The 18946-nt window shown below is 66.1% G+C and carries 15 protein-coding genes; 9 read left to right on the forward strand and 6 right to left on the reverse strand.

Annotated elements, in window-relative coordinates; translation table 11 throughout:
- Window positions 1-86 precede the first annotated feature (86 nt).
- Window positions 87-932, reverse strand: a complete 846-nt coding sequence (gene panB / locus BST27_RS13565; protein WP_069420021.1) for a 3-methyl-2-oxobutanoate hydroxymethyltransferase — start codon at window positions 930-932, stop codon at window positions 87-89.
- Between the two features lie 191 nt (window positions 933-1123).
- On the opposite strand from panB, the gene BST27_RS13570 reads away from it, so the two are divergent.
- From BST27_RS13570 to BST27_RS13600, 7 genes are all read left to right on the forward strand, one after another.
- Entirely contained in the window at window positions 1124-2455 is a 1332-nt protein-coding gene (locus BST27_RS13570) for a WS/DGAT/MGAT family O-acyltransferase (protein WP_372515470.1), read from the forward strand.
- Between the two features lie 48 nt (window positions 2456-2503).
- Entirely contained in the window at window positions 2504-4063 is a 1560-nt protein-coding gene (locus BST27_RS13575) for an alpha/beta hydrolase (protein WP_069420023.1), read from the forward strand.
- Between the two features lie 113 nt (window positions 4064-4176).
- A complete protein-coding gene (locus tag BST27_RS13580; protein ID WP_069420024.1) occupies window positions 4177-5721 on the forward strand; it encodes an alpha/beta hydrolase in 1545 nt (514 codons plus the stop codon).
- Between the two features lie 400 nt (window positions 5722-6121).
- The gene (gene glnA / locus BST27_RS13585; protein WP_069420025.1) at window positions 6122-7462 is read left to right on the forward strand and encodes a type I glutamate--ammonia ligase; all 1341 of its coding nucleotides are present in this window, start codon (window positions 6122-6124) and stop codon (window positions 7460-7462) included.
- 40 nt (window positions 7463-7502) lie between these two features.
- On the forward strand, window positions 7503-10526 hold the full coding sequence (locus tag BST27_RS13590) for a bifunctional [glutamine synthetase] adenylyltransferase/[glutamine synthetase]-adenylyl-L-tyrosine phosphorylase (protein ID WP_069420026.1): 3024 nt from the start codon (window positions 7503-7505) through the stop codon (window positions 10524-10526).
- Window positions 10527-10567: 41 nt separating this feature from the next.
- A complete protein-coding gene (locus BST27_RS13595) occupies window positions 10568-11182 on the forward strand; it encodes a PaaI family thioesterase (protein WP_372515471.1) in 615 nt (204 codons plus the stop codon).
- Entirely contained in the window at window positions 11179-12039 is an 861-nt protein-coding gene (locus BST27_RS13600) for a TIGR03619 family F420-dependent LLM class oxidoreductase (RefSeq protein ID WP_069420028.1), read from the forward strand. Before BST27_RS13595 ends, BST27_RS13600 begins: the two co-directional genes overlap by 4 nt.
- 21 nt (window positions 12040-12060) lie before the next feature.
- On the opposite strand, the gene BST27_RS13605 is transcribed toward BST27_RS13600, so the two are convergent.
- Entirely contained in the window at window positions 12061-13662 is a 1602-nt protein-coding gene (locus BST27_RS13605) for a protein kinase family protein (RefSeq protein WP_069420029.1), read from the reverse strand.
- A 198-nt stretch (window positions 13663-13860) separates the two neighbouring features.
- Here BST27_RS13605 and BST27_RS13610 point away from each other — a divergent pair, with 198 nt between their 5' ends.
- On the forward strand, window positions 13861-14376 hold the full coding sequence (locus tag BST27_RS13610; RefSeq protein WP_232007314.1) for a hypothetical protein: 516 nt from the start codon (window positions 13861-13863) through the stop codon (window positions 14374-14376).
- A 54-nt stretch (window positions 14377-14430) separates the two neighbouring features.
- Here BST27_RS13610 and glnA (BST27_RS13615) read toward each other — a convergent pair whose 3' ends face one another.
- The gene (glnA, locus tag BST27_RS13615; RefSeq protein WP_069420031.1) at window positions 14431-15867 is read right to left on the reverse strand and encodes a type I glutamate--ammonia ligase; all 1437 of its coding nucleotides are present in this window, start codon (window positions 15865-15867) and stop codon (window positions 14431-14433) included.
- A 230-nt stretch (window positions 15868-16097) separates the two neighbouring features.
- On the opposite strand from glnA (BST27_RS13615), the gene BST27_RS13620 reads away from it, so the two are divergent.
- Window positions 16098-16520 carry an RDD family protein gene (locus tag BST27_RS13620; protein ID WP_069420032.1) on the forward strand — a complete coding sequence of 141 codons (423 nt, stop codon included), beginning with the start codon at window positions 16098-16100 and terminating at the stop codon, window positions 16518-16520.
- A 12-nt stretch (window positions 16521-16532) separates the two neighbouring features.
- Here the strand turns inward: BST27_RS13620 and BST27_RS13625 are convergent, their stop codons facing one another.
- The 3 genes from BST27_RS13625 to lipB are packed head-to-tail and all read right to left on the reverse strand — an operon-like array spanning window position 16533 to window position 18939.
- The gene (locus BST27_RS13625) at window positions 16533-17285 is read right to left on the reverse strand and encodes a DUF4191 domain-containing protein (RefSeq protein ID WP_069420033.1); all 753 of its coding nucleotides are present in this window, start codon (window positions 17283-17285) and stop codon (window positions 16533-16535) included.
- A 26-nt stretch (window positions 17286-17311) separates the two neighbouring features.
- Window positions 17312-18235, reverse strand: coding sequence for a lipoyl synthase (lipA, locus tag BST27_RS13630; protein ID WP_069420034.1), 924 nt, complete (start codon window positions 18233-18235; stop codon window positions 17312-17314).
- A complete protein-coding gene (lipB, locus tag BST27_RS13635; protein ID WP_069420035.1) occupies window positions 18232-18939 on the reverse strand; it encodes a lipoyl(octanoyl) transferase LipB in 708 nt (235 codons plus the stop codon). The genes lipA and lipB overlap by 4 nt, the downstream gene beginning before the upstream one ends.
- Window positions 18940-18946: the final 7 nt, after the last annotated feature.

Consider the following 18946-nt stretch of genomic DNA (forward strand, 5'->3'; position numbering starts at 1 on the left):
AGGGTTCCTCCAGGAGTCTGCTTGAGCCCTCATAGAGTGCCATACCGGCGTCACGCCGTCGCGGCGACGTCAGGCGTAACCGATGGTCAGAAGCAGTGCTCTTCGGCGGGGAAGGTCCCGCCGGCTACCTCTTGTGCGTACTGGACGGCCGCCCGACGCAACTCGCCCCCGATGTCGGCGTAGCGCTTGACGAAGCGGGCGGCTTTGCCGCTGCTCAAGCCAGCCATGTCCTGCCACACCAGCACCTGGCCGTCACAGTTGGGACCGGCCCCGATGCCGACGGTCGGGATGGTGAGTTTGCCGGTGATCTGGGTGGCCAGTTCGGCCGGCACCATCTCCATCACCACGGCGAATGCCCCGGCTTCGGCAACGGCGATGGCGTCGGCGATTGTCTGTTCGGCGGCGTCGCCACGACCCTGGACCCGGAACCCGCCCAGGGTGTTCACGCTCTGCGGGGTGAAACCGATGTGCGCCATCACGGGAATGCCGGCTGCGGTCAAACAGGCGATCTGCTCGGCCACTCGCTCGCCGCCCTCGAGCTTGACCGCGTGCGCGCCGCCCTCCTTCATGAACCGGGTGGCCGCGGACAGCGCCGCGGCGGGGCCGGCCTCGTAGCTGCCGAACGGCAGGTCGGCGACCACGAGCGCATGCGGTGCGCCCCGCACCACGCCGCGTACCAGGGGAATCAGTTCGTCGACCGAAATCGGCACGGTGGTGTCGTAGCCGTAGACGACGTTGGCGGCCGAGTCGCCGACCAGCAGTACCGGAATTTCGGCGTCGTCGAAAACCTTGGCGGTGGAATAGTCGTAGGCCGTCAGCATGGCCCACTTGTGGCCTTCGGCCTTCCATTTCTGCAGGTGATGGGTGCGGACTTTGGTTCGCGGGCCGGAAGCTGCAGCCGCGCTGGACCCATAAAGGCGTTGCTCAGACATCGTTGTCCCTAGTGCTGGTCGGTTCGATCCTCGTGGCCTAAGTAGGTCCCCGGGTTCGTCGGACCTTCCAAGTCTGCCATCTCACCCGGGTAAATGCACCGTGGGGTCCGCCACGCCTAGCATCGTCTGTCATGCAGCGGCTCAGTGGACTCGACGCGAGTTTCCTCTATTTGGAAACCTCATCTCAGCCGATGCATGTTTGCTCGGCAATCGAACTGGACACGTCGACCATGCCGGGCGGCTACTCCTTCGACAAACTGCGCGAAGCGATGGCGGAGCGCATCAAGGCGATGCCGGAATTCCGCGAGAAGCTGGCCGACAATCCGTTGAACCTCGACCACCCGGTGTGGGTGGACGACGAGAACTTCCACATCGACCGGCACCTGCACCGCATCGGCCTACCCGCACCCGGTGGGCGCGCAGAGATGGCGGAGGTGTGCGGCCACATCGCGTCGTTGCCGCTGGATCGCCGGCGGCCACTGTGGGAAATGTGGGTCATCGAGGGCGTCGCCGGAACCGACTGTCACCACGCAGGCCGGGTGGGGGTGTTCACCAAGGTGCACCACGCCTGCGTTGACGGGGTGACCGGCGCCAACCTGTTGTCGCAGCTGTGCACCACCGAGGCGGACGCGCCCCCGCCGGAGCCGGTCGACGGTGTCGGTGGCGGCAGTGGCTGGCAGATCGCCGCGGGCGGCTTGTTCCGGTTCGCCTCCCGCCCGCTACAGCTGGCCAACGTGGTGCCCGGCACTGTGGCCGGCGTGGTCTCGACCGCGCTGCGGGCCTTGGAGGGCCAGACCATGGCGCGGCCGTTCAAGGCGCCCCGGACCGTGTTCAACGCGAGCATCAGCGGCCGGCGCAACATCGCCTACGCCCAGTTGGACCTCGAAGACGTCAAGACGGTGAGGGGCCGCTTTGGCGTGAAAGTCAACGACGTCGTGATGGCGTTGGTGTCCGGGGTCCTGCGGCAGTACTTGGCCGAGCGGGATGCGCTGCCCGACTCGTCCTTGGTGGCCTCGGTGCCGGTGTCTGTGCACGGCAAATCCGATCGGCAGGGACGCAACCAGGTTTCGGCGATGTTTTCCGACCTGCATTCCCACATCGCCGACCCGGCGGACCGCCTGCGCGCCATCGCCGACGCGAATTCCATTGCAAAACAACATAGTTCGGCCATCGGTGCCACATTGCTGCAGGATTGGACGCAATTCGCCGCGCCGGCCGTGTTCGGTGTGGCGATGCGGGTGTACGCCAAGACGTCGTTGACCGAGAGTTTTCCGGTGCACAACCTGGTGGTCTCCAACGTGCCGGGACCGCAGGTTCCCCTGTACATGCTCGGTTGTGAGGTCAAGGCGATGTATCCGCTGGGGCCGATCTTCCACGGCTCGGGTCTCAACATCACCGTGATGTCGCTCAACGGCAAGCTCAACATCGGCCTCATCTCCTGCCCGGAACTGCTTCCGGACCTGTGGGAGATGGCCGACGAGTTCGCCGTCGCGATGGAAGAACTGCTCGCCACCCGCCCCTAGCAGGCCGCTAACCAGGCAGCAAAGAAATTTCTGGCAGCATAGGGTGCCATGTGTCTGTCTCGCCGCGACCGAGTCGCACGCACGCTGCTGATCTGGGCCGCGCTGGCTGCCGCCGTGACGGTCCTCGCTGGCTGCGTCCGAGTGGTTGCCGGCCATGGAAGCCGGGCCGAACCACTGTTGGGTGAGCCGGTGGAGTGGACCCTCTGCCGATCCGCCAAGCCCAACGTCAAGATTCCCGGCAATGCGCTGTGCGGGCGGTTGGCCGTCCCCGTCGACTACAACCATCCCGACGGCGACGTGGCCACGCTGGCGCTGATCCGCTTCCCCGCGACCGGAGAAAAGATCGGGTCACTGGTCATCAACCCCGGTGGCCCCGGTGAATCCGGCATCGAGGCCGCATTGGGCATCTTCCAGTCGCTGCCCAAGCAGATCCACGAACGCTTCGATCTGGTGGGGTTCGACCCGCGGGGCGTGGCGGCATCCCGCCCCGCGATCTGGTGCAACTCCGATGCCGACAATGACCGGCAGCGAACCGAGCCGCAGGTGGACTACAGCCCTGCAGGCGTGGCCCGGATGGAGAAGGAGACCAAGGAGTTCATCCAGCGCTGCGTCGACAAGATGGGCAAGAACTTCCTGGCCAACGTGGGGACGGTCAACGTCGCCAAAGACCTGGACACCATTCGCGCCGCATTGGGCGACGAGAAGCTCACCTATCTCGGCTACTCGTACGGCACCCGGATCGGCTCCGCCTACGCCGAAGCCTTTCCCCAGCGGGTGCGCGCGATGATCCTCGACGGCGCAGTGGACCCCAATGCCGACCCCATCGAGGCGGACCTTCGCCAGGCCAAGGGATTTCAGGACGCATTCGACGACTACGCCGCGGACTGCGCCGACAAGGATGTCAAGTGCCCGCTCGGAACCGACCCCGGCAAAGCCGTCGAGGTCTACCACAGTCTTATCGACCCGCTGGTGGATCCCAACGACCCGTGGAAGAGCAGACCCGCCAAGACCAACGACCCGCGGGGGCTGAGCTACAGCGACGCGATCGTGGGCACCATCATGGCGCTCTACTCCCCAAATCTGTGGCACTACCTGACCGAGGGCCTCACGGAGCTGGCCGACGGCCGTGGCGACACGATGCTTGCGCTGGCCGACATGTACATGCGTCGTGATTCGAAGGGCCACTACAACAACTCCACCGACGCGCGGGTGGCGATCAATTGTGTCGACCAGCCGCCAGTTACCGATCGCGCCCGGGTCGTGGAGGAAGACCGCCGCTCGCGTGAGCTGGCGCCGTTCCTGAGTTACGGCAGCTTCACCGGCCATGCGCCGCTGGGCACCTGCGCGTTCTGGCCGGTGCCGCCGACCAGCACGCCGCACGCCGTCTCGGCGCCGGGACTGCCACCGACCGTCGTCGTGTCCACCACCCACGATCCGGCAACGCCGTACCAGGCGGGGGTGGACTTGGCGAACCAGCTGCACGGCTCGTTGTTGACCTACAACGGAACTCAGCACACGGTGGTGTTCCAGGGCGAACCCTGCATCGACGACTACGCCGTCGCCTATTTCATCGACGGCAAGACACCTCCGCCCGGCGCGAAGTGTTAGCGGCCTGAAACAGCCCCGAAGCCTGGCGACACGCTCATGCGAGAGCGGGATGAAACCAAGGCGTGATCGTTTCGCGCTGTCACGGGTATTCGAGGCTGACAAGATCAACGGCCATGCCTCGCGTCAGACACTCGAGTTCGGCGCTGTTCTCATTGGTGCTGGTGCTCGGCGGCCCTGGACTGCCGCTCGCCGGTGCCACTCCAGAACCCGATCCGGGTCACACTCAGAGCCCGTCGGCGCCGGTCGTGGCGCCCGTGCAGAACTGGGGCCCGTGCCGCGAATTCGTCGAAGACACCACCGACATCCCGACGGCACAGTGCATGACTGTCACGGTGCCGGTCGATTACGACAAACCCACTGGGGCACAAGCCAAGTTGGCCGTCATCCGGGTACCGGCGACCGGCCAGCGGATCGGATCGCTGCTCATCAACCCGGGCGGGCCCGGCGCCTCTGCGGTCAACATGGTCGCCGGCATGGCACCCGTATTGAAGAACAGCGAACTGACCCGCCACTTCGATTTGGTGGGCTTCGACCCCAGGGGCGTAGGGCATTCCACCCCGGCCCTGCGCTGCCGCACCGACGCCGAGTTCGACGCATTCCGGCGCGACCCGATGGTGGACTACAGCCCGGCGGGCGTGGCCCATATCGAGCAGGTTTACCGCGAATTGGCCCAGCACTGCCTCGATCGGATGGGCCAGCAGTTCCTGGCGAACGTCGGGACCGCGTCGGCCGCCCGCGATATGGACATGGTCCGTCAGGCGCTCGGCGATCAGCAGCTCAACTACCTCGGATACAGCTACGGCACCGAGTTGGGCACCGCCTACCTCGAGCGGTTCGGCTCCCACGTGCGCGCGATGGTGCTCGACGGCGCGATCGACCCGACGATCAGCCCGATCGAGGAGACCATCAACCAGATGGCGGGATTCCAGACCGCGTTCAACGACTACGCGCTGGATTGCGCCAAGAATCCCGGGTGCCCGCTGGGCACCGACCCGACGCAGTTCGTCAACCGCTACCACGCCCTGGTGGACCCGCTGGTGCAAAAGCCGGGTAAGACGGCCGATCCGCGCGGCCTCAGCTACGCCGACGCGACCACCGGCACCATCAACGCGCTCTACACCCCGCAACACTGGAAGTACCTGACCAGCGGACTGCTCGGCTTGGCGCGACAGACCGACGCGGGTGACCTGCTGCTGCTCGCCGACGACTATCAAGACCGGGACCGCAACGGGCACTACGGCAACGACCAGGATGCGTTCAACGCGATCCGGTGTGTGGACGCGCCGACTCCGACGGACCCGGCGGCCTGGGTCGAGGCCGATCGACGGATCCGCCAAGTCGCGCCGTTCCTGAACTACGGGCAATTCACCGGCTACGCCCCGCGCGACCTGTGTGCGATGTGGCCGGTGCCGGCCACCTCGGCCCCGCACCCGGCGCCGCCCGCGCCGCCGGGCAAGGCGGTGGTCATCTCCACCACCCATGACCCGGCCACTCCCTATCAGGCCGGGGTCGACCTGGCCCGCCAGTTGGGTGCTCCGCTCATCACCGTCGACGGGACCCAGCACACGGCGGCGTTGTCCGGCAACCCATGTGTGGACACCGCGGTGCTGCGCTACTTCATCGAGCTCACGCTGCCGCCGGCGAACTTGCGCTGCTAGACCACCGAATTCGGCTGGGCCGCAAGAAAATGAATCCGGCAGGACTGCTTTTCGGACCACTTTCGGCCGTCGCGCGGCGACCGGCGTAAGTGCGGGAGACAGTCCGGGAGAAGTCGCGCGCGGGAACCGCGTTGGTAGCTTTCGGCTCGGCCGCGCTCGTCGGTAGCGCTCGCCTGGGGCGTCTACCGGTTGACCCGAAATCGACGCGGCCGAAAGTGATGGAATGCCATTGTAGATACGTAGATGACTCAATTAAAATTTCGGCGCCGCAAATTTTGTGGCTTTGTCGGACTCGCGATGCGGGTAGAGCAGCTTCCGGTGCGCATTTTTTGTCATGCGCAACGTGCGTGGTCTGGCATCGGTAACATGGAATTAACACAGCATGCCTAGTGTGCGAGGCATGGACCGCCAGAAGGAATTTGTGCTGCGCACGCTGGAAGAGCGCGACATCCGATTTGTCCGTCTCTGGTTCACAGACGTGCTTGGTTTTCTCAAGTCGGTCGCTATTGCACCCGCCGAGCTGGAAGGTGCGTTCGAGGAAGGCATCGGCTTCGACGGGTCGTCCATCGAGGGTTTCGCACGGGTCTCCGAATCCGACTGCGTCGCCCATCCCGATCCGTCGACCTTCCAGGTGCTGCCCTGGACCACCAGCGCCGGTCACCACCACTCCGCCCGGATTTTCTGCGACATCACCATGCCAGACGGCTCACCGTCCTGGGCGGACCCCCGGCACGTGCTGCGCCGGCAGCTGACCAAGGCCAACGAACTCGGCTTTTCCTGCTACGTGCACCCCGAGATCGAGTTCTTCCTGCTCAAGCCGGGGCCTGAGGACGGTTCGGAACCGATCCCGGTCGACAATGCCGGCTACTTCGACCAGGCGGTCCACGAATCCGCGTCGAAGTTCCGCCGGCGGGCCATCGAAGCCCTTGAGTTCATGGGGATTTCGGTGGAATTCAGCCACCACGAGGGTGCGCCCGGTCAGCAGGAAATCGACCTGCGCTTCGCCGACGCGCTGTCGATGGCCGACAACGTGATGACCTTCCGTTACGTCATCAAGGAAGTCGCATTGGAGAACGGCGCGCGGGCGTCGTTCATGCCCAAGCCGTTCGGGCAGCATCCCGGCTCGGCGATGCACACCCACATGAGCCTGTTCGAAGGCGAGGTCAACGCGTTCCACAGCGACGACGACCCGCTGCAGCTGTCGGATGTCGGCAAGTCGTTCATCGCCGGAATCCTCGAGCACGCGTCGGAGATCAGCGCCGTCACCAATCAGTGGGTCAACTCCTACAAGCGGCTCGTGCATGGGGGCGAGGCGCCCACTGCCGCCTCCTGGGGTGCGGCCAACCGATCCGCTTTGGTGCGAGTGCCCATGTACACGCCGCACAAGACCTCGTCGCGACGGATCGAGGTGCGCAGCCCCGACTCGGCCTGCAATCCGTACCTGGCGTTCGCGGTGCTGTTGGCAGCCGGGCTGCGCGGCGTCGAGAAGGGCTACGTGTTGGCGCCCGAGGCCGAGGACAACGTGTGGGATCTGACCCCCGAGGAACGACGCGCGATGGGCTACCGCGAGCTGCCGTCCAGCCTGGACGCGGCGTTGCGGGCGATGGAGGCCTCGGAGCTGGTCGCGGAAGCGTTGGGGGAGCACGTGTTTGATTTCTTCCTGCGTAATAAGCGCCGAGAGTGGGCGAACTACCGCAGTCACGTCACTCCGTTCGAGCTGAAGACCTACCTGTCGCTTTAACGGCGGGCCAGCCGCTCGATCCGACCTGCCCATCAACAGGATGGGCAGGTCAGGCGCCGCGCCGTCGTGCGCTACCGTCAAGGTCGTGACCAAGCCCGCGACGCAGCGACCAAAGTTGCCCAGTGTCGGCCGCCTTGGCCTAATCGACCCGCAGGCCGAAGCGCGCCTCCGCCAGCTCGGCTGGGATAAGGACGACCAGGCTCACATCGATCTGTTGTGGGCGTTGTCGCGCGCTCCCGACGCCGACGCCGCGCTGCGGGCGTTGGTGCGCTTGTCCGAGACGCTGGATTCCGACTGGGACGAGCTGAACGCCGCGCTGCTGCGTGAGCGCCCGCTGCGGGGACGGTTGTTCGCCGTCTTGGGCGCGTCGTTGGCGTTGGGAGAACACCTGGTCGCCCACCCGCAGTCGTGGAAGCTGCTGAGCGGCAATGTGCGACTGCCCTCGGCGGAGCAGCTGCGTGCGTCGTTCACCGAGTGTGTCGAAGAGTCGCTGGACTCGCCGAGCACACTCACCCAACAGCTGCGCGCCGTGTACCGCGACCGCCTGCTGGTGTTGGCGGCGCTCGACTTGGCGGCGACGGTCGAGGACGAGCCGGTGGTGCCGTTCACGGTGGTCGGCGCGCACCTGGCCGACATCGCGGACGCAGCCTTGGCCGCGTCACTTCGCGCTGCCGAGGCAACGATCTGCGGGGATCGTCCACCACCGCGGCTCGCGGTGATCGCGATGGGCAAATGCGGTGCGCGCGAACTCAATTACGTGAGCGACGTCGACATCATCTTCGTCGGCGAGAACGCCGACCCGCTCACCACCCGCGTCGCCGGCGAGATGATGCGGATCGCCTCGACCGCCTGTTTCGAGGTCGACGCGGGGCTACGACCCGAGGGGCGCAGCGGCGAACTGGTTCGCACCCTCGACTCGCACAAGGCCTACTACCAGCGTTGGGCCAAGACGTGGGAATTCCAGGCGCTGCTCAAAGCCCGCCCGGCGGTCGGCGATATGGAACTCGGCCAGGCCTACATGGAAGCGCTCATGCCGATGGTGTGGACCGCCTGCGAGCGCGAAGATTTCGTCGCCGAAGTGCAGGCGATGCGACGCCGCGTCGAGCAACTGGTGCCCGCCGAAGTCCGGGGCCGCGAACTCAAACTCGGCAGCGGAGGATTGCGTGACGTCGAATTCGCGGTGCAACTGCTGCAGTTGGTGCACGGTCGCAGTGACGAGTCGCTGCATGTGGCATCCACCGTCGATGCGTTGGCGGCGCTGAGCGCTGGCGGATACATCGGACGCGAAGACGCGGCCAACCTCACCGCGTCCTACGAGTTTCTCCGGCTGCTCGAGCACCGATTGCAGCTGCAACGACTCAAGCGCACGCACCTGCTACCCGAGGCCGACGACGAGGAGGCGGTGCGCTGGCTGGCGCGGGCCGCCCACATCAGGCCCGACGGTCGGCACGATGCCGCCGGGGTGCTGCGCGAGGAGCTGAAACACCAGAACCTGCGGGTATCCCGGCTGCACGCGAAGCTGTTCTACCAGCCGTTGCTGGAATCCATCGGTCCGGCGGGCCTGGAAATCGCGGGCCGCGGCATGACGTCGGAGGCCGCCGAGCGGCAGCTGGCCGCACTGGGCTACCTCAACCCAAAGTCGGCGTTGAAACACATGTCCGCGTTGGTCAATCAGAGCGGACGACGCGGCCGGGTGCAGTCGGTGCTGCTGCCCAGGTTGTTGGATTGGATGTCGGATGCCCCCGACCCCGACGGCGGGCTGCTGGCCTACCGTCGGCTCAGCGAGGCGGCGGCAAACCAGACCTGGTATCTGGCGACGCTGCGCGACAAGCCCGCAGTGGCCAAGCGACTCATGCACGTGCTGGGTACGTCTGTGTATGTGGCAGATCTGTTGATGCGAGCGCCGGGGGTCATCCAGCAATACAGCGACGGTCCGTCGGGTCCCAAGCTGCTGGAAACCGAGCCCGCCGCGGTCGCTCGCTCGCTCATCGCGTCCGCGAGTCGGTACGACGATCCAGAGCGGGCCATCGCCGGCGCCCGCACAATGCGGCGTCGGGAGTTGGCCCGGATCGCCTCGGCGGACCTGCTCGGCCTGCTTGAAGTAACCGAGGTCTGCGCCGCGCTGACGTCGGTATGGGTGGCGGTGCTCCAGGCCGCCCTGGACGCGATGATCCGCGCCCACCAGCCCGAGGACGGCCTCCCGCCGGCCAAGATCGCGGTCATCGGCATGGGCAGGCTCGGCGGTGCCGAGCTGGGTTACGGGTCCGACGCCGACGTCATGTTCGTCTGCGAGCCGGTCAATGGGGCCGCTGACTCGCAGGCGGTGAAATGGGCGAACATGATCGCCGAGAACACCCGAAAACTGCTGGGTGCCCCCAGTGCCGACCCACCACTGGAACTCGACGCGAATCTGCGGCCCGAGGGTCGCAATGGCCCATTGGTGCGCACCCTGGCCTCGTACGAGGCCTACTACCAGCAGTGGGCTCAACCGTGGGAAATCCAGGCGCTGCTGCGGGCGCATGCTGTCGCCGGCGATGAGGAACTTGGCCAACGGTTCCTGCTGATGATCGACAAGACGCGGTATCCCCCCGACGGGGTGTCTGCCGAAGCCGTGCGAGAGATCCGCCGCATCAAGGCGCGCGTCGACTCCGAGCGGTTGCCCCGCGGCGCCGACCCCAACACGCACACCAAGCTGGGTCGCGGCGGACTGGCCGACATCGAGTGGACCGTCCAGCTACTGCAGTTGCGGCACGCCCACGAGATCGAGGCGCTGCACAACACCTCGACGCTGCAGTCGTTGGACGCGATCGCCGAGAACAAACTCGTTTCCCCGGACGAAGTGGATCTGCTGCGGCAGGCGTGGCTGACGGCCACGCGGGCACGCAACGCGCTGGTGCTGGTGCGTGGCAAGCCCGCCGACCAGCTGCCGGGGCCGGGACGCCAGCTCAACGCCGTCGCGGTCGCAGCGGGCTGGAAGAACGGTGACGGGGGAGAGTTCCTGGACAACTATCTGCGAGTCACCCGACGGGCAAAGGCGGTTGTACGCAAGGTGTTCGAGACTTGAGCCAGGACGCCAACAAGCTGGAGTCCCCGCTTGGGGCAGTAATGTTCGAGGAGTTGAGCGCGGCGGAAGCCGAACGGGTGACCGCCTTGTACGCGCCGCTGGCCGATGCCGTCCGCGAACTCGTCGACGCGACTATCCGGACCGAGGCCGACGATGACGTCGTCGCCCGGGCGCGGTCCGCGATCGAGGAGGTCACCCGGGCGTTGCGGCAACGGAGCCGCACCAATGGCGTGAGCTACCGCGTCGGCGACCGGCCGCTGCCGTTGGGCAACGCTGCGATCGGGGTGTGCAATCCGATCGCCCCGCCCATCGTCGTGCATCACGAGGGTGGGGGGCGTTGCTGGGCGGAGTTCGTCCTCGGTTGCGCATACGAGGGCCCGCCCACGCTGGTACACGGCGGCGTCAGCGCGCTGGTGCTCGACCACATGCTCGGGGAGGCGGCCAGCGAGGGGCTTTCCAAGCCGCGCTTCACCGGAACGATCACGGTGAAATACCTGCGCGGCACACCGCTGGGGCCGCTGCGTTGCGATGCGTGGATAGATCGCAAGCAGGGCGTCAAAGTGTTTGCCCGAGGAACGATCTCGGATGCGCAAGGGGTCACCGTAGAGGCCGAAGGTGTCTTCATCGAGCCGTCGTGGGTGAGGAACGGGCAGTGAAGTTCTACATCAGCAGCGCGTTCCTGGACACCAGCGAGATCATCGAGATTGCCAAGGCGGCAGACGATCTCGGGTACGACGGGCTCGGGATCCCAGACCACGTCGTGAACCTGGAGACCCTGGAAACGCCGTACCCGTACACCAAAGACGGGCAACGACGCTGGCAGCCGTTCACCGACTGGCCCGATCCCTGGGTTCTCGTCGGCGCGCTGGCACAGGTCACCACGCGGCTGAAGTTCGTCACCACCGTCTACATTCCCGCGATGCGAAACCCCTATTCGGCGGCCAAAGCCATTGGCACCGCTGCCTTTTTGGCGTCCGGGCGGGTGGAGCTAGGCATCGGTGTCGGCTGGTGCCGCGAGGAGTTCGACTTGATGGGTGAACCGTTTGCCGCCCGCGGCAAGCGCACCGACGAGATGATCGAATTGATGCGGGCGCTGTGGGAACCGGGCTGGACAGAATTCGACGGCAAGTTCTACCACGCGCCGCGCTTGGAGATGCAGCCCACGCCGCCGCCGATCCCGGTGTACGGCGGCGGTCTCAGCGACATCGCGCTGCGTCGGGCCGCTCGGTACGACGGTTGGATCGGAGACTTGATCAAGACCGACCGGGCCATCGAGCGGGTGGGCCGGCTGCGCGAGTTGCGAGCCGAAAACGGGCTGTCGATGGACGATTTCACGATCCTTACGCCGTTGACCGACTCCTTCACCCCAGCCGACTATCAGCGGGCCGAGGACGCCGGTGTCACCGGGATCATCACCATGCCGTGGATGTTCTACGCCGGTCCTGACGCGAGCCTGTCCGACAAAATCGATGGCATGGAGCGGTTCCGCAAGGACCTCGGCCTCGACGGGTAGCCCGGGCCGGCTGGCGTGTTGTTATCTGAGCCGGCCTGTGCTCTGCAGCGTGATCTCCGATATGTCGGAATGGCTCTTCCCGCTGGTGGTGCCGAGAATGCCTATCCAGAACACGACGAATGTTGTTGGGGCGGAGTTGGTTACGGCGATGACATTGTGTCCCGGTCGTAGCGGAGTGGACGGACTGAGTTCGGTGGTGTCGGTGAACTTCGCGGGGGTCGGGCTCGTCGATGATCGTATTTGTGCCCAGGTGCCCTCGCTGTCCAGGTCGACGGTGACGGCACTGAGCGACGTGGGTGCGGGAAGTTGCAACAGGAGTCCCACCCCGAACTTGAACTTGGGGAAGGGTTGCGCGTCAACGTAAGTGTCGGTCGACCAAGCCGTGGCATGGTTGCCGTCGATCGCCAGTCCGGCCGTGTTCGGGCTATCCGGTGAGCCGCCGGGCGAGAAGACTGTCGCCCTAACCGGTGTCACCAGGCCGCTGGCATCGGCGGGCGGGGACGGAGCGAGGGTTGGTGAGGGCGGCGGCGACGTTGGGTGCAGTCCGAGCTTGTCCGGTTTCATTGTTGCGTTGGTACCGATTTGGCCGACTATTCCGTTGATCGTCGTGGCGAAACTGATCAACAACACCAGCGCAACCGCCGCCGCTGTGCCCAAACACGTTTTCAAGAGTTGACGACGAGCGTATTGGGTGCGCTCGGCCGGCCCGAAATTCCGAAAGGTGGCGTACTGCCCCGGTGGTGGCGGCACCACCAGTTCTTGAGTGGTGCTGGGCGACGCGCCGATCTTGGCTTCGTCGCCGGCCTCGCGCAGCAAAGTCAAAACCGTTCTGGCGCTGCGGATGCCGTCGCCGTCGCGCACCAGTCCGGCGGCAGTGGACGAAATGAGGAACGGAACTCGTGGGTTCATGGCCGCGGGTTCTCGGATTCGGCCTTCCGCATCCCGCTCGGCGCCGTTCCAATTTCTGACCGCCGCTCCGCCGTTGCAGGGCCACTGGTTGACCAGTAACCCGTACATGACGGCGCCGATGCCGCGCAGGTCATCCCGCGGCGTTGTATTCGGCATCGTCGCAGGAAAAGCTTGCACGACGCGCCGGTCAACGCTGATTCGAATGCGCTCGGGATGGTCGATCGACAAGGCCAACCCCGCCCCGTGCACCAGGTCGGCAGCCTCGGCCAGGGATAACACGGCGTCCGCTACGCCGATGGGGGACGGCCCGGTGTCTGCCACCTCCTTCAACGTCGCACCGCGCGTCCACTCGGCGACGATGACGCCGCCGCACCGATCCCGACCCACGTCTAGGACTCTGGCCAAGCCAGGCGAGTCGATTCCCTGCAAGCTTGCGGTCTCCGACAGAATCGCGTCGACAGCCTCCGGCGGCAGGGCGTTCTCCGAGTCGACCACCGTGATCGCGAGATGTTGACCGGTCACGGTGTCGGCAGCTTGCCAAAACTGCAGGTGTGGCGACTCGCCATAGCAGATCAGCAGCCGAATCCGGCCACCCGCGAGGGTGGTACCGGCGACGACGGGCGTCGCCTTGCCCCGGGGCGAATACGGTTGGGGCCAGTAGCGCGGAATCAGGTTCGTTGGCTGGTCGGACGCGATCGGTTGAGTGGCGGTCATCGGTTCGTCTCGCTCCGGACAGTGCACCCACCCGCGTCGGCCGGACGCGAACGGGCGCAGAAATGGTTGTCAAAGGGAATTTCCGGGCACCGAGGGTCTCAAACAGCGGATTCGGGCACAGTGAGACCTGTGCGCCGAGAATGTCGCGCTGCGCCGATCTGCTGGGCTACTGTCCTCACAGATCCCCAGGGAGAAAGCGTGAAGCACACAGCCTGTTGTTTGGCGGCCGCGATGGCTATCAGCCTGGCGGCGACGGGATGCGGCGGTTCACCCAAGTCGGGCACCGCGACAAGTTCGGGGGCGGGTGCCACGACGGAGACCACCACCACGACGTCTCAAACCGCGCGGCCCAGTAGCTCGGCGGCCGACCTACGAAAGCTCATCCCTACGCCGCTGGGCACCCAACGGACCGACGGACCAGACGACATCCAGGACAACGGTATTCATCTGCACTTCCTGGTAAATGGATCGCCGACCGATGTCATGGGCGCCTATCAGACTGCCCTGCAGGGCATGAACTGGGCGGTGAGTGTTGAGAGTTCGGGCGGTGGCGGCGGAGGCGGCGGCGCCACCTACAGCGGGACCAACGGCAGCAACTACGGCCTGTTCGACGGGGGAGGCTACCGCGGCACGACCGACCTCGACGTCTGCGTCTGGCCGTCGAAACCGTCGAACACTCACTGCGGGGGTCGGGGCGGTCACGGCAGCCGATGAGCTAACGACAAAGCCCGCCTGGCGGGAGCCAAGCGGGCTTTGGTCGCAACGTCTTTATACGTCGTAGTAGAGCGCGAACTCGTATGGGTGCGGACGAACGTTGATCGGCTCGATCTCGTTCTCCCGCTTGAAGCTGATCCACGTCTCGATCAGGTCGGTGGTGAACACACCGCCCTCGGTGAGGTATTCGTGGTCGGCCTCCAGCCGGTCGATCACGGCCGCCAACTGGGTGGGGGCCTGCGGGATGTTCGCAGCCTCCTCCGGCGGCAGCTCGTAGAGGTCCTTGTCGACCGGCGCCTGCGGCTCGATCTTGTTCTTGATGCCGTCCAGGCCGGCCATCAGCATGGCCGCGAACGCCAGGTACGGGTTGCCCGACGAGTCGGGGCAACGGAACTCGAGACGCTTGGCCTTCGGGTTGCTGCCCGTGATCGGAATGCGAACACACGCACTGCGGTTCCGCTGGCTGTAGACCAGGTTGATCGGCGCCTCGTAGCCGGGGACAAGCCGCTTGTAGGAGTTCACCGTGGGGTTGGTGAAAGCCAGCAGCGACGGCGCGTGGTGCAGCAGGCCACCGATGTAGTGGCGAGCGGTGTCCGACAGGCCGGCGTAACCGGTCTCGTCGTACATGAGCGGGCTGCCGTCCTTCCACAGCGACTGGTGGGTGTGCATACCCGAACCGTTGTCGCCGAACAGGGGCTTGGGCATGAACGTCACGGTCTTGCCGTGCTGCCACGCGGTGTTCTTGACGATGTACTTGTACAGCTGCATGTCGTCGGCCGCGTGCAGCAGCGTGTTGAACTTGTAGTTGATCTCGGCCTGGCCGCCGGTGCCCACCTCGTGGTGGCCCTTCTCCAAGCTGAAGCCGGCGTTGATCAGGTTGCGCAGCATCTCGTCGCGCAGGTCAACGTAGTGGTCGACGGGGGCAACCGGGAAGTACCCGCCCTTGGGGCGGACCTTGTAACCGCGGTTCGGGCTGCCGTCTTCCTCGGTGGCCGAGCCGGTGTTCCACCAACCAGAGATCGCGTCCACCTCGTAGAACGAGCCGTTGGTCCGCGAGTCGAAGCTGACCGAGTCGAAGATGTAGAACTCGGCCTCGGCGCCGAAGTAGGCGGTGTCCGCGATTCCCGTGCTGACCAGGTAGTTCTCGGCCTTGCGGGCGACGTTTCGGGGGTCGCGCGAGTAAGCCTCGAGGGTGAACGGGTCGTGCACGAAGAAGTTGAGGTTCAGCGTCTTGGCGGCGCGGAACGGGTCGATCACTGCGGTTGCCGGGTCCGGAAGCAGGAGCATGTCGGACTCGTGGATCGACTGGAACCCGCGAATCGACGAGCCGTCGAAGGCCAAGCCGTCCTCGAACACGCTCTCGTCGAAGAAGGAGAGCGGAATCGTGAAGTGCTGCATGGTGCCAGGCAGGTCACAGAACCGGACGTCGATGAACTCGACGTTCTCGTCCTTGGCGAGCTTGAAGACGTCGTCGGGCGTCTTATCGGTCACAGATGTGCTCCTTTACTTGATAATTCGCGGCCGACGCTAGGGAGCCGTTGTTGCGCGTCGGTCAACCCCGTGTTGCGCAGACGTTACGTGACCCCAGCACCCGTCAGGAGAAGTCGCGCTGGCGCCGAACCCTATTGTGAAGCCATGGCCGACGAGATCGTAACTGGTGGCCGGGGATGCCGCGCGGTTAATCCCGCACCCCGGGACTTCCGAATGCCGGTGCTGGTCGCATGACGGCGGGATCACCGGACGATTACCCGGGCAAATCGCTGGGATTACCGCAGGCTGGGCCCGGTTCCCTGGCCGGGATGGGACGCCGGCTGGGCGCCCTGGTGATCGACTGGCTCATCGCATACGGCTTGGCGGCCCTGGCCTACAGCTTCGGCGTGGTGCCAATGGCGGCGTTGTCCACGGCGGTCCTGGTGGTCTGGCTGGTGCTCGGCGTGGTGTCGGTGCGCCTCTTTGGCTTCACTCCGGGGCAGATGGTGTTGGGCCTGCAGGTGGGGTCCGTGAACCACCGAGTCCCGGTGGGGATCGGTCGGCTGTTGGCGAGGGGCCTGCTGATCGCACTGGTAGTGCCGCCACTGTTCACCGACGCCGACGGGCGCGGCGTGCAGGACCGGCTGACGGGCACGGCGGTGGTGCGGCGCTGAACCAAGCCGCGGCTATTTGCGGCGAACGGTGCGCTGCACGCCGCGCATCTTGGCGTTGCTGGGCATTGGCCCCTTGGGCAACACACCCGCCCCGGTCCGGGAACTGAGCGCGGCCAGTCGCGACTCGAGCGTGTCCATCTGCTTTACCGTGATGTTGGCCGGGAGCCGGGTGAGGTGGCGTTCCAACTTGGCCAACGGGATCTCACCCTCGCCGTTGCCGACGATGATGTCGTAGATCGGCACCTCACCGACGAGACGGGCGGTGCGTTTCTTCTCCTGGGCCAGCAGCGGCTTGACCCGATTCGGCGAACCCTCGGCCACCAAGATGACGCCGGGCCGCCCGAGCACCCGATGGACCGCGTCAAAGTTCCCGGTGGCGGCCACCCCAGGGGTGACCCGCCACTTGCCACGCAGGTTCTCCAGCACCCACGCCGCCGCGCCCGTCTGGCCTTCGGCCTTGCGGTAGATGAACTTCTGGGCCCGGCGGCCGAAGATGATGAAAGCCACCAGAACACCCAGCAGGATCCCGAGCGGAATCATCGTGTACAGGGCGAACCCGCCCTGCCACACCGCTACCGCCACCGATATGCCCACGATCAGCACGAAGGCGCCGATCATGTACGGCAGCAGGCGCTTGTCTTCTTTGCGTTGCATGTTGAACGCCTGCCAGAGCTGAGCGCGGCGCTGCCGAGCGGCTGCCTTGCGGGCGGCGGCTGCCTCCGCTTTGGCCTCCTTGTTGGCGGCGGCATTTCGGGTCTTTGCCATAGTCACCAAGGATACGTACGCCTTGGTTAGCGGGGTGCGGAGACCGCCTGCTGATAGAGGCGGCCAGCCCGGTACGAAGACCTCACCAGCGGGCCGGCCAGCACCCCGGCGAAGCCGAGCCCCTCGGCGTACTTCGCGTGTTCGACGAACTCATCGGGATGCACCCAGCGCTCGACGGGATGGTGGCGCGCCGACGGACGCAGGTACTGGGTGATGGTGACGATGTCGCAGCCGGCGTCACGTAAGTCTTCAAGGGCGGTGCGCACCTCGTCGGGACTCTCGCCGAGGCCGAGGATGAGGTTGCTCTTGGTCACCAGACCGGCGTCGCGGGCCGCGGTGAGGACGGCCAGACTGCGCTGATAGGTGAAGGCCGGCCTGATCCGCTTGAAGATGCGGGGCACGGTTTCGACGTTGTGCGCCAACACTTCCGGCCGCGACGCGAACACCTCGGCCAGTCGCCCGGGCTCGCCGTTGAAATCGGGGACCAGCAGTTCGACACCGGTCTGCGGATTGAGCTCCTTGATGGCACGCACGGTTTCCGCGTAGAGCCAGGCCCCGCCGTCGGGCAGGTCGTCGCGTGCCACGCCGGTGACGGTGGCGTAGCGCAAGCCCATCGCCTGCACACTCTCGGCGACCCGGCGCGGTTCGTCACGGTCCAGCTCGGCGGGCTTGCCGGTGTCGATCTGGCAGAAGTCGCAGCGCCGAGTGCACTGGTCGCCGCCGATCAGGAAGGTGGCTTCCCGGTCCTCCCAGCATTCGAAGATGTTGGGGCAGCCCGCCTCCTCGCAGACTGTGTGCAGGCCCTCGCGGCGCACCAGGTTCTTCAGCTCGGTGTACTCCGGGCCCATCCGCACCCGCGTCTTGATCCAAGGCGGCTTGCGCTCGATGGGAGTCTGCGCGTTGCGCACCTCCAGCCGCAGCAATTTGCGGCCCTCCGGGGCGACTGTCACATCGCCGATGTTACGCGGGCCGCGGCGTGGCGACCGACCGGCAGGATGCCATCCAGGGCGTTGCACACCGCGTCGGCGACCGCCGGGCGCACGTCGTCGACGGTGATCCGACGTCCGAGTTCCACGGTCAGCGACGTGACACCGGCGTCGGTGATGCCACACGGCACGATGGTGGTGAACGCGCTCAGGTCGCAGTCACAGTTGAGCGCAAATCCGTGCAGCGTCGTTTTGCGCGCCACCCGGACACCGATGGCGGCGATCTTGCGTGCCGGTCGCCCGCTGCCCGCCGGCAGCCACACTCCGGATCGACCGTCGACCCGCACCGTGTCCAGGCCCAGATCGGCGCACACCTTGATCAGTGCTTCCTCAAGGCGGCGAACGTAATTGACCACATCCAGTGGTTCGGCCAGGCCGATGATGGGATAGCCGACCAACTGCCCGGGTCCGTGCCAGGTGATTTTGCCGCCCCGATCAGTATCGACGACAGGGGTGCCGTCAAATGGACGTTCGTGCGGTTCGGTGCGCCGTCCGGCCGTGTAGACCGCGGGGTGTTCCAGGAGCAGCAGCGTGTCTCGGCCATCCGAGCCGCCGGCGGCCCTGGCATCGGCGATGTCTCGCTGCAGCTGCCAGGCGGCGCGGTAGTCGATCGTCGGTAGTTGGCGGACGTCGATGGCGGCCGTGCTGGAGCGGATGGACCCCGTCACGTGGACG

The sequence above is a fragment of the Mycobacterium intermedium genome, from assembly GCF_002086275.1.
Lineage (GTDB): Bacteria > Actinomycetota > Actinomycetes > Mycobacteriales > Mycobacteriaceae > Mycobacterium > Mycobacterium intermedium.